Annotated in this window: 12 protein-coding genes; 8 read left to right on the top strand and 4 right to left on the bottom strand. The window is 61.0% G+C overall.

The features are described 5' to 3' along the window. Positions 1-84 precede the first annotated feature (84 nt). Positions 85-579 (bottom strand): transposase, encoded by a 495-nt coding sequence (locus ACTQW0_RS08220; protein WP_441567728.1) that lies wholly within the window; start codon positions 577-579, stop codon positions 85-87. Positions 580-1,046: 467 nt separating this feature from the next. Here ACTQW0_RS08220 and clpB point away from each other — a divergent pair, with 467 nt between their 5' ends. Next, positions 1,047-3,674: an ATP-dependent chaperone ClpB gene (gene clpB / locus ACTQW0_RS08225; RefSeq protein WP_154518122.1), complete on the top strand. Its 2,628-nt coding sequence runs from the start codon at positions 1,047-1,049 to the stop codon at positions 3,672-3,674. 133 nt (positions 3,675-3,807) lie between these two features. Further along, positions 3,808-4,002 (top strand): hypothetical protein, encoded by a 195-nt coding sequence (locus tag ACTQW0_RS08230; protein ID WP_441567730.1) that lies wholly within the window; start codon positions 3,808-3,810, stop codon positions 4,000-4,002. A 132-nt stretch (positions 4,003-4,134) separates the two neighbouring features. On the opposite strand, the gene ACTQW0_RS08235 is transcribed toward ACTQW0_RS08230, so the two are convergent. The 3 genes from ACTQW0_RS08235 to ACTQW0_RS08245 all read right to left on the bottom strand — a co-directional run bounded on the left by ACTQW0_RS08235 (position 4,135) and on the right by ACTQW0_RS08245 (position 7,599). After that, on the bottom strand, positions 4,135-5,634 hold the full coding sequence (locus tag ACTQW0_RS08235; protein WP_441567732.1) for a hypothetical protein: 1,500 nt from the start codon (positions 5,632-5,634) through the stop codon (positions 4,135-4,137). A 232-nt stretch (positions 5,635-5,866) separates the two neighbouring features. Next, a complete protein-coding gene (locus ACTQW0_RS08240) occupies positions 5,867-6,874 on the bottom strand; it encodes a DUF5692 family protein (RefSeq protein ID WP_441567734.1) in 1,008 nt (335 codons plus the stop codon). A gap of 62 nt (positions 6,875-6,936) precedes the next feature. Next, complete coding sequence (locus ACTQW0_RS08245) at positions 6,937-7,599, bottom strand: TetR/AcrR family transcriptional regulator (protein WP_427727359.1); 663 nt, start codon at positions 7,597-7,599, stop codon at positions 6,937-6,939. A gap of 189 nt (positions 7,600-7,788) precedes the next feature. Here ACTQW0_RS08245 and ACTQW0_RS08250 point away from each other — a divergent pair, with 189 nt between their 5' ends. The 6 genes from ACTQW0_RS08250 to ACTQW0_RS08275 all read left to right on the top strand — a co-directional run bounded on the left by ACTQW0_RS08250 (position 7,789) and on the right by ACTQW0_RS08275 (position 14,804). Next, on the top strand, positions 7,789-10,566 hold the full coding sequence (locus ACTQW0_RS08250; RefSeq protein ID WP_441567736.1) for an FAD-dependent oxidoreductase: 2,778 nt from the start codon (positions 7,789-7,791) through the stop codon (positions 10,564-10,566). A gap of 197 nt (positions 10,567-10,763) precedes the next feature. Next, entirely contained in the window at positions 10,764-11,183 is a 420-nt protein-coding gene (locus ACTQW0_RS08255; RefSeq protein WP_441567738.1) for a hydrogenase maturation nickel metallochaperone HypA/HybF, read from the top strand. 338 nt (positions 11,184-11,521) lie between these two features. After that, positions 11,522-12,511 carry a PTS sugar transporter subunit IIB gene (locus ACTQW0_RS08260; protein WP_154518426.1) on the top strand — a complete coding sequence of 330 codons (990 nt, stop codon included), beginning with the start codon at positions 11,522-11,524 and terminating at the stop codon, positions 12,509-12,511. A gap of 18 nt (positions 12,512-12,529) precedes the next feature. After that, positions 12,530-13,348 carry a PTS mannose/fructose/sorbose transporter subunit IIC gene (locus ACTQW0_RS08265; protein WP_055285302.1) on the top strand — a complete coding sequence of 273 codons (819 nt, stop codon included), beginning with the start codon at positions 12,530-12,532 and terminating at the stop codon, positions 13,346-13,348. Positions 13,349-13,364: 16 nt separating this feature from the next. Continuing rightward, the gene (locus tag ACTQW0_RS08270; protein ID WP_154518429.1) at positions 13,365-14,285 is read left to right on the top strand and encodes a PTS system mannose/fructose/sorbose family transporter subunit IID; all 921 of its coding nucleotides are present in this window, start codon (positions 13,365-13,367) and stop codon (positions 14,283-14,285) included. A gap of 120 nt (positions 14,286-14,405) precedes the next feature. Continuing rightward, complete coding sequence (locus ACTQW0_RS08275) at positions 14,406-14,804, top strand: DUF956 family protein (protein WP_427719318.1); 399 nt, start codon at positions 14,406-14,408, stop codon at positions 14,802-14,804. Positions 14,805-15,081: the final 277 nt, after the last annotated feature.

Below are 15,081 nucleotides of genomic sequence, written 5' to 3' on the forward strand. Positions count from 1 at the left end.
TGCAACGGTAGGCCTAGCTGGTCGGCATGCCTTTGCCTTTTCTGAAATTTTTCGTTTCCGTAGATGAAAAGAATGGGTGCCGCACTAGCAACAATCAGATTGCCCTAAACACAATTTTTTTAGGTAGGCGACCTCGGCCTCGAGCCTGCGGCAGCGCTCCTCGAGCTCCTGCTCGCGGGTGCGGGCCCGGGGTTTCGACCTCGACCCCCTCGGCCTGCCCTTCGGCCCGGGCCGCAGCGCCTCGGCGCCGCCCTCGCGGTAGAGCCTGCACCAGCGCTCCAGCGGGGACTTCGACCTGATCCCGAACTCGGCCATGGCGTCGGTCTTCGCCATCCCGCCGTCGACCACGGCCGACGCCGCGGCGACCCTCTGCTCGAATGTGTACCTGGATTGTTTCCCGCCCATGGACAGCAGCGCCTCGCTTCCGAACGCCCGGTATACCCACTGCCATTCTCTCACGGTCTCGCGGGGGACGGACAGGGCCTCGGCCGCCGGCTTGCAGCCGACGCCGGCGTCGAAGAGCTCGACGGCCCGCCTCCTGGACTCCAGGTCGTGCTTCACCCTGAGGTCTATACTCATGGAAAACCTCCCATTTCCCGATGTCCAAGAAATGGGAGGCAGTTCACAGGCACCTTTGTGGCGGTCCCGTTTGTCTCGACCTGTAACATCTTGGCCGCTAAAAGTGGGCCTGGTGTTACAGATTTAGATTTTCGATTCGGGTGTCTTCTGTTCGTCTTGAGCTGTAACAGTTAGACCCTAATTTACCGAGTAGATGTTATAGATTGAGACAAACGGTTGCCGCTGGTCATTTCATCTTGATTTGTAACATCTGGAGCCATAAACAGCCGCTAGATGTTACAGATTGAGATAGTAAGGGGACGAGGCCGCAGCGGGTGAGCGTGCCTGCTCCCTATCTCTTAATCACTCAGAAAATCTTATATATAGAGACTTAGATTTGTGTATAAGATCGTACAAAGCTGGCAACAATACTTCTCGGACAACGTGAAGCCGCCCCGTAGGGCGGCCGCCCCAAGAGAGGTGATTCCATGAGAATCGATAAGCTAGCAATGACGTCGCGCGAGGCGTTGCAGACCGCCATGAGCACGGCTGCCGACGCACAGGCCGGCGCGGTGGAGCCGATTCACCTGCTGTCCGCCCTGCTCGGTGCCGGCGAGCGCAATATCTCCGTGATTATCGAGCGCATCGGCGCCGACCCAGCCCAGCTTGCACACTCCACGCAAGATGCCATCGACCGCGCACCCAAGGTTTCGGGCGAGGGCCAGCAGATGGGCCTGTCCAACGAGCTCGTCCGTGTCATCGAGAAGGCCGAGAAAAAGGCCACCAAGATGGGCGACAGCTTTGTAGTGACCGAGCATCTGCTGATGGCGCTTGCCGAGGACAAAGGTGAGGCGGGCCGCGTGCTGCGCGACGCCGGCGTTACCAAGGAGCGTATCGAGCAGGTCTACGAGGAGCTGCGTGGCGATGACCGCGTGACGTCCGCCGAGGACAAGACCCAGTTTGAGGCACTGGAGCAGTACGGCCGCAACATCTGCGACCTGGCCCGTGCCGGCAAGCTCGATCCGGTTATCGGCCGTACCGACGAGATCCGTCGTACTATCCAGGTCCTGTCCCGTCGCACCAAGAACAATCCTGTGCTCATCGGTGAGCCGGGTGTCGGTAAAACGGCCATTGTCGAGGGCATCGCCCAGCGTATCGTGGCCGGCGACGTGCCGAGCACGCTGCGCGACCGCGACCTCATCGAGCTCGACATGAGCGCGCTGGTCGCCGGTGCCAAGTACCGTGGCGAGTTCGAGGACCGCTTGAAGGCCGTGCTCAAGGAAGTACAGAAGTCCGAAGGCAAGGTCATCCTGTTCATCGATGAGCTCCACACCATTGTGGGCGCGGGTGCCACCGAGGGCTCCATGGACGCCGGCAACATCCTCAAACCGGCGCTCGCCCGCGGCGACCTGCACGCGATCGGCGCGACCACGCTCGACGAATACCGCAAGTACATCGAGAAGGACGCGGCGCTCGCCCGTCGTTTCCAGACCGTTATGGTGAGCGAGCCTACCGTCGAGGACACCATCTCGATTCTGCGTGGCCTCAAGGAGAAGTACGAGATCTTCCACGGCGTGCACATTACCGATAGCGCGCTCGTGGCCGCCGCCGACCTCTCCGATCGCTACATCGCCGACCGCTTCCTGCCCGACAAGGCCATCGACCTGGTCGATGAGGCGGCAAGCCGCCTGCGCATGGAGCTCGACAGCATGCCGGTCGAGATCGACGCCACCACGCGTCAGCTCACCCAGCTGCAGATCGAGGAGCAGGCGCTCATGAAGGAGACCGACGACGCCTCCAAGGAGCGTCTGGAGACCCTGCGCCAGGAAATCGCCGAGGTCCAGGAAAAGCTCAACGTGCAAAAGGCCGGTTGGCTCAACCAAAAGAACGCCATCGACCATGTGCAGGAGCTCAAGGGCCAGCTCGATGAGGCCAAGAGCGAAGAGGAACGTGCGACGCGCAACGGAGACTTGGGCCGTGCGTCCGAGCTGCGTTACTCCGTGATTCCGGGTCTGCAGCAGCAGATTCAGGATTCCGAGGCCGCGCTCGAGGCACAAAAACAGCAGGACGGTGAAGGCCTCAACGAGCAGGTGACCTCCGACGAGATCGCCGAGGTCGTGAGCGCCTGGACCGGTGTGCCCGTCTCCAAGATGATGCAGGGTGAGCTCGACAAGCTGAAGGGCTTGGAAGGCGAGCTGCATAAGCGCGTCATCGGCCAGGATGAGGCCGTCTCCGCCGTCGCCGCGGCCGTGCGCCGCAGCCGTGCGGGCCTCTCCGATCCGGACAAGCCCATCGGCAGCTTCTTCTTCCTGGGCCCCACCGGTGTGGGCAAGACCGAACTCGCCAAGGCGCTGGCCGAGTGCCTGTTCGATGACGAGCGCGCGCTCGTGCGTATCGACATGTCCGAGTACATGGAGAAGTTCAGCGTTCAGCGTCTGATCGGTGCGCCCCCGGGATACGTGGGCTACGACGAGGGCGGGCAGCTCACCGAGGCCGTGCGCCGTCGCCCGTACTCCGTGATCTTGCTCGACGAGATGGAGAAGGCCCATCCAGATGTCTTCAACGTGCTGTTGCAGGTGCTTGACGACGGCCGTCTGACCGACGGTCAGGGTCGTCAGGTGTCCTTCAAGAACACGATCATCATCATGACGTCCAACGTGGGCTCCAAGGCTATCGCCGATCTTTCGGGCAAGGACGAGGAGGAGATGCGCCATCAGGTTGACGCGGCCATGGCTCAGACTTTCCGTCCCGAGTTCCTCAACCGTATCGACGATATCGTGGTGTTCCATCCGCTCGGCATGGCGCAGATCGAAAAGATCGTCGATATTCAGCTCGCCGACGTCCGCGCACGTCTGGCCAAGGAGCGCATGACGCTTGCCATCACCCCGGCGGCCAAGCAGATGCTCGCCGTGGGCGGTCTGGACCCGGTCTTTGGTGCCCGTCCGCTCAAGCGTCTGGTGCAGCGCGAGGTCGTGGACGCCATCGCCGCCGCTATCATCGACGGTACGGTGCGCGAGGGCGATCAGGTGACGGTTGACGTCGACAAGGACGGTGCCTTTACCGTCGTGTGCGATAACACGCCGTCTGCCACCTACGAGGTGCCCGACGCCGAGTAGATTGTTGGGCCATGCCTTAAAATCTACTTTTTGAGCCAAACGCCAAGGGCGGCGGATCCAATTGGGTCCGCCGCCCTTTTTCGTGCGACAATCGATGGTGCTGAACATGAGTACATGGCAAGGAGCTATGCAGATGAAAGACGAGAACGAGACGAACGCACCGGCGCCTGAGTCAGCGCCCGCCGCACCCAAGCCTGCGTCTAAGCCGGCACCCAAGCCGCGCGACCCCTACATCCGTGCCGAGAACGAGGACGACGATGGCTACGATCCCTACAGCGATCGCCGCCCCGAGCGCGAGCCGATGTTCGAAGCCGATCCGTGGCGCTAACTCCTGCAGGATAGCTAATTTGGGACGGGGCTTTTTTAGCTGCCCCGACCGTTAATCGACTAAACCAGCACATTACCAGCCGGGGCAGCTAAAAAAGCCCCGTCCCAAATTAGCTACCCTCGCTGCGGCCGGCTAGTCTTGGGCCTTGATGCTTGGCATCAGAATCTGGGCGAGGTAGTCGGTCTCGAGTTTGGTCGCGGCGTCTGCCTTGCCGTCTTTGCCGACCAGTACGTTCTTGATCTGGCTATAGGTATAGCGGTTGCCGGTTGTAAGCTCGACAAGATCGATGGCCGTGTCCATGGGGTAGGTCGACACGGGGTCTTGTGTGCGCCCGTTGATGGTCTGGGGCACCACATACGGATAGACGGGGCCGCTGGCGTAGACCGTGTAGCCGTTGCCAAGGCTTGCCGCACCTAAAACCGTATCGCCCTTATCGGGCGTAAAGCTCTCGCCGTCGCGCACTGCGACAAGCGTCACGATCGGTGTATTGCTGTCGCTGGCAAGATAGATGCACAGCGTATTGCCGTTTTGCCAAGTCGCGACTTTGCCGTACCACTCAACGGGAATATCGAGCTGATACAGGTTCGTTGCCTTATGCCGAGCATCGGCGTCGCGGGCCGCCTGCGCCTCGCGGGAACTCATGGCATTGACGGCGGCGTCACGGCGCGCGGTTGCCGCCTGCTGGAGCACCTTTGCGACCGCGGCAGAGCTCGCGCCGCCCTCCTCGGCGTACTTGGCCGCGGCATCGATTTGGTCGTCGGTCACCGTGTCTGCCGAAGGTACCTTAAGCTTAAAGGATACCTGAGCGCTCAGGTCCTGCCCGTCGCTCTTTACGCTAACCTGCGCCTTGGTGGTCGGCACGGTGTAAATGGTGCCGTCGGCTGCGATGGGGGACCCAGCGATGGAGAGCGTATAGTCGCCAGGCAGCAGCTTAATACCGCGACCGTGCTCGTCAACGTAGAGCGTTTCGCTCACGGAGGAGCCGTCAGAGTCTTGCCCGCTCACCTGCACGGGAATCTTGGAGCCGGTGGAACAGTCGAGCCCTGCGGCATGTACGCCAATCTGCACCGACATCATGGTGTGGGCGTTGACGGCAGCGACGGCGGCCTGTTCTTGTTGGTATCCGTTCCAAGCGGCATAGCCCGCGCCGCCGGCAACGAGCGCGGCGGCAACGACGCCGGCAACCATCAAATTGCGTCGCTTGGGCGACATCTTGTGATGGCGAGCCTTGGCTTCGCGTGCCGAGGGAACGGACGGCAGGGGAATATCGCCCATGGCGATGGTCTCGTCGACGGCCGGCGCAGAACCCAGACCAGGAAGCTCGCGGGTGAGCGAGTCATCGGCAGGCAAGCTGCCAAGCAGGGCGGTCTCTTCTCCCGAGGCGGATTCCGACTGGACGTCGTCCTTGCTATCGTCCTCTTCGGCTTCGGCTTCGGCTTCGGCCTCGTCAGAAGCGTCTTTGGCGTCGCTGCCTTCGTCCTCAGTGCCTTCGCGCACCTCGTCCTGCGCGTCGACGGCCAAATCGCTCAACGAGAGCTCGTCTAGCGCAATCCGGTCAAGGCTCTCCAGGGCCTCGGCACATGCTTCCGCATCCTGGGCCGCATCCTCGCGGCCACGTGTCTCATCGCTCATATATCCCCCAATGCAATATCGGCTCAACACTGTACCCAAAAATGGAGCCATATAAAGCGCATGCGAAATATAAGATCCGATTTAACCCGAGCGTATCGTTCAGCCGCATCCTCGCGGCAGCAAAAGGCCCCCGGAACGCGAACGAATCACGTTTCGGGGGCTCTGCAGTGCGTTGAGTTGCGCGGAGCCGGCTATGCCGCTTCGTGCTCAAGCGATGTTTGCGTCAGGCGCGTTACTCGGCGTGCGCGTAATCAACCTTGGCGCGACGGGCAGTGGCCTTCTCCCAATCGCTGGTGCCCTCAAAGACATCCTGCTTGTAGGGGTTGCGGCCGAGCTTCTTGGCACGGTAGGCGACGTAGATGATCGCGGCGATGTTGGCGACCAGTGCGACGATCGAGACCGCGGTGGCGGCGCCGGGGTCGAGCGTGGAGTGCGTCACAAAGATGGACTCCTCCTGGAAGTAGGGGAACACCTGGGCAAACATGCACCAAATGGCCAGCGTAAAGGCGCGGTTCTGGATCCAGCCGCCCTTGTTCCAGATAAAGGCGGCGACGGTGGGCGCCAGCAGCAGCGCAAAGCCGCAGAACCAGGAGTGGGTGGGCAGGCAGTTGTAGGTGTAGCAGAAGTTCCAGATGTCGTAGGCGATGATGTAGACCCAGGTCATGTCGGGCCACAGCATGTCGGTCTTGTCCTCGGAGGCGTAGACGCTCCACCAACCGGTCATGCAGAAGATGTTGATGATACCGGCGATGCCGTTGAACACGTTGTTCCAGCCGGCCAGCTGCGTAGCACCTTCGGAGGTGACCCAGGTGGACTCGCCCAGGACAAAGAAGTGATAGGCGCTCTCAAAGTCGGACACGACGGCGATCAAGATGTTGATGGCGACGATCACAAACGGCCATGCGCGGAACCAATGCGCCTTGCCGATCTTGCCCCACTGGTACTTAATGGCAATGAAGCCCCAGCAGCCGGCCAGCGCCGCGTATACCTTGGCGTAATGGAACCAGCTGTTCTGGTATACATGGGTGGGGTTGGTGAGCGCCCACTCGGCACCCTGCGAAACGCCGACGGCGATGGCGATGCAGTAGATGGTCATGGCCAGCGGAGCCACGCCAAAGATGATGGCCGCGCCGAGCTTGGTACGGCGGCCGACCTCGTTGAGTACAATCAAGCCGATAAAGACTATCGCCCAGCCGGCCCAGTGGATAAGGGTATCGCTACCCCAAACATCGAACAGCATGCTGCTCTCCTTTCATACGCCCGCGGCCCCTCTTCCGTCGCGGGCAGTTTGGCCAAATGTCATCAGTTCCTGGGCTTGCGCTCGGAATACTTGGCGGTGTAGCCCTCGATGTGGAGTGTCGAGGCGATAATCTCCTTAACCGTCTCGTCGGGCACATCGGGGTGCGTGCGGATGTACATCAACAGCCCCATGATGAGGGTGTAAAACGTCTCGTAGACATGGTCGATGCGCAGGTCATGATGGGCGACAAAGTCCACCACGGTGGTGTCGCAGATGTATTGCGCCACGCGCTGGACCACGTTGTGCAGAAAGCCGCCGTAGAGCGCGCCGCTGCTCGAGGTGAGCGTGCTCGGCAGCTCGTGGCCGCTCACAACCAGGCGCTTAAAGAGCGGGGCGACGGTGTCGAGTGCGCCCTCGATATCACCGACGATGCGGCTGGCATTCCACTGCTCGAGCTCGGAGATAAAACCGTCGATTGCCTCGTCCATGACGGCGGTGACGGCGGCGTCCATGTCGACGAAGTAGTGGTAGAACAGCGAGCGCGTGCAGCCGGCTCGCTTGGTCACGGCCGAGACGGATAGATGGGACACGCCCAGCTCGGAGCTCACGGCGCGCACGGCGGCGAGAATCTCGCGACGGCGCTCGTCACCTGTCAGGCGCTTTGCCGCGCTGTCGGGCGTGGGGACGGCGTCGGCCACAGGGGTGCTCGCTGCGTTATCGCTCATGCGCTTGCCGCCTTTCATCCGTTTGGGCCCGACCGTTCGCCTAATAGTCTTGAATATTGTTGACGGTTCGTCAATACTATTTTTGACATAATGTCAACAATGGCGGGTGAACGGCATGGGGGCATGCCCGGCCTGCAAAAAAGAGGGGCGCTGCGGCCTCGTCGGGCTGCGGCAAGAGAAGGGACAACCATGATTCTCAACGGACCGGGAATTAGCTACACCGAGCCCGACATCGGTTCGGAGTTCGTGCCGCCGCTGCCGGAGCATCCGCGCGAGGCCATTGTCAAGCTGTGCGAGCATTGCACCAACCGTCTGCTGCATCGCGACGAGCTGCTGGGCTACGAGTACTGGTCGTTTGCCGAGGCCGCAACCGACGAGCAGGCCGAAGTGCTCTGCAAGATGAAGATGCGCCGTCCCTATACGCTGCCCGAGATGGTCAAGCTCACCGGCATGCCCGAGGCCCAGATCGAGAAGATGCTCGACGACATGAGCTACACGGGTCTGCTCGAGTACAACTGGGAAAATCCCGAGCGCGCCAAGCAGTGGGTACTGCCCATGCTGGTGCCGGGTTCCGCCGAGTTCCTCAACATGCGCGTGGGCCAGCTCGAGGAGCATCCGGTCTATGCCAAGTTCTTTGAGCAGGCGTCCAAGGGGCCGCTGTCCAAAGCCACGCCGATGGTGCCGCCCGGAGGCGCCGGCATCGGCATGCACGTCATTCCGGTCGAGAAGGCTATCGATGCTTCGAGCACCTCGGTGCCGATCGAGCATATCGAGCATTGGCTCGACAAATACGAGGGCAAATATGCCGCCAGCACCTGCAGCTGCCGCGCGAGCCGTCGTGTGATGGGCGAGGGCTGTGCCGACGACCCCGCCGACTGGTGCATTGCCGTGGGCGATATGGCCGACTATGTGGTTGAGACCGACCGCGGCCATTATGTGACGCGTGAGGAGGTCTATGACATCTTGCGCCAGGCCGAGGACAACGGCTTTGTGCACCAGATCACCAATATCGACGGCGAGAACAAGATCTTCGCCATCTGCAACTGCAACGTCAACGTGTGCTACGCCCTGCGCACCTCGCAGCTGTTCAACACGCCCAACCTGTCGCGCTCGGCCTATGTCGCCAAGGTCGAGAAGGACAAGTGCGTAGCCTGCGGTCGCTGCGTTGAGGTGTGCCCGGCTGGTGCCGTCAAGCTCGGCCAGAAGCTCTGCAGCAAAAAGGCCGGCGGACAGGTGCCCGAGTATCCGCGCCAGGAGCTGCCCGATGCCACCAAGTGGGACCACACCAAGTGGTCGCCCAACTACCGCAACGACAACCGCATCGAGACACACGATTCCGGCACCGCGCCCTGCAAGACGGCCTGCCCCGCGCACATTGCCGTTCAGGGCTATCTGAAGCTCGCGGCGCAGGGCCGCTATGACGAGGCGCTAGCGCTCATCAAGCGCGAGAACCCGCTGCCCGCTATCTGCGGCCGTGTGTGCAATCGCCGCTGCGAGGATGCCTGCACCCGCGGTCGCGTGGACGAGGCCGTGGCCATCGACGAGGTCAAGAAGTTTATCGCCCAGCGCGATCTGGATGCCGCGACCCGCTATGTCCCACCTGTGGTGACCCCGACGCGCGCCGGCGGCTTCGACCAGAAGATCGCCATCATCGGTGCCGGTCCGGCCGGCCTGTCCTGCGCTTTCTACCTGGCCGAGAAGGGCTACAAGCCCGTCGTGTTCGAGAAGAATGAGCGCCCGGGCGGCATGCTCACCTATGGCATTCCCAGCTTTAAGCTGCAGAAGGATGTTATCGAGGCCGAGGTCGAGGTCATTCGCCTGATGGGCGCCGAGTTCCGCTATGGCGTGGAGGTCGGTCGCGATGTGACGCTCGACGAGCTGCGCGAGCAGGGCTTTAAGGCCTTTTATGTTGCCATTGGCTGCCAGGGCGGCCGCCTCGCCGGTATTCCGGGCGAGGATGCCGAGGACGTGACCGTGGCCGTCGACTTTTTGCGCAAGGTCAACAGTGGCAAGATCGACGCGCTGTCCGGCCGCACCATCGTGGTGGGCGGCGGCAACGTGGCTATCGACGTCGCGCGCAACGCCTGCCGTCTGGGTTCCGAGCACGTTGAGATATTCTGCCTGGAGAGCGAGGCCCAAATGCCCGCCAGCGAGGAGGAGCGTCGCGAGGCCGTTGAGGACGGCGCCCACATCAGCTGCGGCTGGGGCCCCAAGGAGGTCCATCTGGACGAGGCCGGTCGTGTGTGCGGTATCACCTTCAAGCGCTGCACGCGTGTCTTTGACGACGAGGGCCGTTTTGCGCCCGAGTACGACGAGAACGACCTGCGTCGTGTCGACGCCGACCGCGTGGTCATGTCGATCGGTCAGTCCATCGTGTGGGGCGACCTGCTGGCTGGCTCCAAGGTGGAGCTTGGCCGCGGCCAGGGTGCCCTTGCCGATCCTCAGACCTACCAGACCGCCGAGCCCGACATCTTTGTGGGCGGCGACGTCTACACCGGTCCGAGCTTTGCCATCAACGCCATCGCTGCCGGTCACGAGGCCGCCGTGTCCATCCACCGCTTTGTGCAACCGGGCTCCACGCTCACCATCGGCCGCAACCAGCGCCGCTACATCGCGCTCGATCGCGACGATGTCGTGATCGAGAGCTATGACAACGCGAGCCGCGAGGTTGCCCACGTGGACCGCGAGCGCGAGAAGGCCGCGCCGTTTAGCGAGTACGTCGAGACCTTTACCGAGGAGCAGGTACGCGCCGAGACCGCCCGCTGCCTGGGTTGCGGTGCCTCGATCGTCGACCCCAACAAGTGTATCGGCTGCGGTCTGTGCACTACCAAGTGTGCGTTCGACGCCATCCATCTGAATCGCGACCGCCCCGAGTGCTCCACGATGGTCAAATACGAGCAAAAGCTCCCCAGCTTGGGCAAGTACGCGCTCAAGCGTGCCATCAAGATCAAATTCGGGAAGAAGTAATGAGGTTCCGCCGTTCTAACGAACGGCGGCACTGCCGACGCTGCGCGGCGCCCAGATACCCCATCTTGCCCCTCAACTGCGGCGCCGCGGGCAAAAGCCCAGCGGACGCCTTGTTTCGGGGCAACCTGGGGCACCTGGATCGCCGCTCGCTGACGTTTGGCTGACATCGCATCAACCGTTGCTGAAAGGTTTCTACCTTGCATGAATTGGGAATCGTCTATCACATTATTCGCGATGTCGAGAACGTGGCGCGCGCCAATGGCGTGAGTCGCGTTTCGAGCGTCACGCTGCTGCTGGGCGAGGTCTCGGGCGTCGTTCCCGACTTGCTGCTCGACGCTTGGCGCTGGGCGGCAGATAAAAAGCCTATCACCGAGGGCACGGAGCTTATTGTGGAGCCTGTCGAGGCCGTGACGCATTGCGAGGCGTGCGGCCGCGACTATGCGACGGTCGAGCATGGCAAGATCTGCCCCCATTGCGGTGGCGGCGAGACATACCTGCTGCAGGGCCAGGAGGTCATGATCAAGCAGATTGAGACCCCCGACGAGGACCCGGCAGACACTGTTCCCGATGACCCCTCCGACGCCGTCGACGCCGCCAACCCTCTCCACATCGCCTAACATCCAATGGCTACATGGGATAGAGTTCTAAAGATATATGCTTCGGTTAGTCAAGTCATGTCTGTTTAAACAAAAGAGCGGCAGTACAAGCGCATTTGCGCTTGCCTAAAATCGATATTAATGAACAGTCTGCTTGTATCTGTAAAATGAATGGCTTGATAAGTGATGCCTTGGCGTGTAATCCGTCAAAAAGCAGTAACGTAATCAACTTGTAACAAACCTAGACGTTTAAACAAATTATCCAATCATTCGCTTTTTTCTCTATAATTTTACAGGACGAACAGGTATACTCCTTTCATGTCGTGTAGGAAATACGTAGACAAAGAGGAGGTTATGTGATGGTAAGTATTGTTCTTGCTAGCCACGGGGACTTGGCAGCCGGAATCAAGCAGACGGGCTCGATGGTCTTTGGCGATCAGCCGTCTGTGGCCGTGGTCTCGCTCGAGCCGAGCATGGGCCCCGACGACTTCCGTGCCAAGGTCGAGGAAGCAATCGCTTCCTTCGAGGACCAGGAGCAGGTGCTCTTCCTCGTCGATCTGTGGGGCGGCACGCCGTTCAACCAGATCAGCGGTCTCATCGAGGGCCACGATTCCTGGGCTATCGTCACCGGTGTCAACCTGCCTATGCTCATCGAGGCATATTCGCAGCGCTTTGACGCAAAGAACACTGCACATGCGATCGCAAAACATCTCGTGACTGAGGCTAAGGCTGGCGTGCGCGTCAAGCCCGAGTCTCTGGAGCCCGAGGAGAAGAAGCCGGCCACGGCCGCCGCTGCTCCTGCAGGCGCCATCCCTCCGGGAACGGTCATCGGCGATGGGCACATCAAGATCGCCCACGTCCGTATCGACACCCGTCTGCTGCATGGTCAGGTGGCCACCACGTGGACCAAGCAGATCAACCCCAACCGCATCATCGTGGTTTCCGACGGCGTTGCTCACGACGAGCTCCGCAAGACCATGATCGAGCAGGCTGCCCCTCCGGGAGTCCATGCCAACGTCGTGCCCATCAAGAAGATGGCCGAGGTTGTCAAGGACACGCGCTTTGGTGACACCAAGGCCATGCTGCTCTTTGAGAACCCGCAGGATCTGCTCAAGGCTATCGAGGCCGGCGTCGACATCAAGGAAGTCAACATCGGTTCCATGGCTCACTCCAAGGGCAAGGTCGTCGTCACCAACGCCGTCGCTATGGGCGATGACGACGTTAAGACTCTCGAGGCCCTCAAGGCCAAGGGCGTCAAGTTCGAGGTCCGCAAGGTTCCTTCGGATTCCTCCGAGGATCTCGACGCCATGTTGAAGAAAGCTAAGGCCGAACTGGCCGCTCAAGCATAGTAAAGGAGGGTCCGATACATGTCTGCAATCACTATTCTGCTTGTTGCGATTGTCGCGTTGCTTGCCGGTATGGAAGGCATTCTGGATGAGTTCCAGTTCCATCAGCCGCTCGTGGCATGCACGCTTATCGGTCTCGTAACCGGTCACCTTCAGGAGGGCATCCTCCTGGGCGGTTCGCTCCAGATGATGGCCCTTGGCTGGGCTAACGTCGGCGCCGCCGTCGCGCCTGACGCCGCTCTGGCCTCGGTCGCTTCTTCGATTATCATGGTGCTCGCCCTCAACGGTGGCGCCACCGATTCGGCCAAGGCCGTTACCGCCGCCATCGCCGTCGCCGTCCCGCTGTCGGTCGCTGGTCTGTTCCTGACCATGATCTGCCGTACCCTGGCTACCGCTATCGCTCACGCCATGGACGGTTGCGCCGAGAAGGGCGACTTCTCCGGCATCGAGCGCTGGCAGTACGCCGCCATCCTCATGCAGGGCCTTCGTATCGCCATCCCGGCAGTACTTCTGTGCATCATCCCGGCCGAGGCAGTTACCAACGCGCTTAACGCTATGCCCGACTGGCTGTCCGGCGGCATGGCTGTCGGCGGCGGCATGGTCGCTTCCGTCGGTTACGCCATGGTCATCAACATGATGGCCACCAAGGAGACCTGGCCGTTCTTCATCCTCGGCTTTGTCCTTGCTGCCATCCCTCAGCTCACGCTGATCGCTCTTGGTCTCATCGGCATCTCCCTTGCCCTCATCTACCTTGGCCTCAAGGATCTGGCCAAGCAGGGTGGCGGCATGGGCGGTGGCTCCGGTGACCCGCTCGGCGACATTCTGAACGATTACGAGTAGGAGGGGAGTGATACATATGGCAGAGAACAAGATTCAGCTCACCAAGGCTGACCGTAAGAAGGTTTGCTTCCGTCATCAGTTCCTTCAGGGCTCGTGGAACTACGAGCGTATGCAGAATGGCGGCTGGTGCTTCGCAATGATCCCTGCGATCAAGAAGCTCTACACCAGCAAGGACGACCAGATTTCCGCGCTTAAGCGCCACCTGGAGTTCTATAACACCCATCCCTATGTTTCCGCCCCCGTCATTGGCGTTACCCTCGCTCTCGAGGAGGAGCGCGCCAACGGTGCACCGATCGATGACGTCGCCATTCAGGGCGTCAAGGTCGGTATGATGGGCCCGCTCGCCGGCGTCGGCGACCCCGCCTTCTGGTTCACCCTTCGCCCGATCCTGGGCGCTCTGGGCGCTTCCCTGGCCCTGTCCGGCAGCATCGCCGGTCCGCTGCTGTTCTTCTTCGCGTGGAACATCATCCGTTACGCCTTCCTGTGGTACACGCAGGAGTTTGGCTATAAGGTCGGCTCCTCCATCGCCAAGGACCTCTCCGGCGGTCTGATGGGCAAGGTCACCGAGGGTGCTTCCATCCTGGGTATGTTCATCATCGGCGCCCTGGTCGAGCGCTGGGTGTCCATCTCCTTCACCCCGGTCGTCTCCAAGGTCACGCAGTCTGCCGGCGCCTTCATTGACTGGGCTAACCTGCCTTCCGGTGCCGAGGGCATCAAGGAAGCGCTGACGATGTACAACTCCGTCGGTGCTACCGCCCTTGATCAGGTGAAGGTCACCACGCTTCAGGCTAACCTCGATCAGCTCATCCCCGGCCTTGCTGCCGTGTGCCTGACGCTGTTCGTCTGCAAGCTGCTCAAGAAGAAGGTCAGCCCGATCGTCATCATCCTGGCTCTCTTCGCCGTCGGTATCATCGGTCGTGTTTGCGGCTTCATGTAATCGCGCTTCGGCTTAAGACCGAGAGTTGCTAGGCAAGGGCTTTTGAGCCATTGAAACGGACCGCACCCGGTGGGTACACTGGATGCGGTCCGATTGTTTTATTTGGAGGGCGAGGCGCGCATGGCGCAATCTCAGAACAGCACGGTCGATCTGGCAACACCGGCAACCTGCCTGATGGGCCTTACCAGCCACGGTAACGTGATGGTGGGCAATAAGGCGTTCGAGTATTACAACGAGCGCAATCCCGAGGATTTTATTCAAATTCCGTGGGACGAGGTCGACTATATTGCCGCCGAGGTTTTGCGCGGCACTAAGAAGATCACGCGTTTTGCTATCTTTACCAAGGATAACGGCCACTTTACGTTTTCGACGCGCGACGACAAAGAGACGCTTCGTGCAGTTCGCAAGTACGTCGACGAGGATAAGCTTGTGCGTTCGCCCGACTTTATCGATGTGACGGCCAAGGGCGCCAAGAGCATCCCCTCCGTTATCAAAGGCCTTTTCCACAAAGGCAACTAGTCGCCTGCGACGTTCTTATACGACTAGTCATTTAAGAACGTCCCCAATGACTACCTGTAGCTCTTCGCGGGATTCGCTGGGGAAATATCATCCCAGTTTGAGCGCCTATTCTGGGATGCGGTTTCCGGAACAGGCTCATTTGGGAAACCATATCCCGTTTCGAGCTGGGACTGCGGACGATTTCCTGGACCGCTAAATCGCGGCCATCCCCAGCGACGACCGGTAGTCGTCCGGTGTCGCGCCACCGAGCGCGTCGCTTGCCCGCTCGGAGTTGAAG

This window comes from Collinsella sp. LCP19S3_B7, assembly GCF_052121795.1.
GTDB lineage: Bacteria > Actinomycetota > Coriobacteriia > Coriobacteriales > Coriobacteriaceae > Collinsella.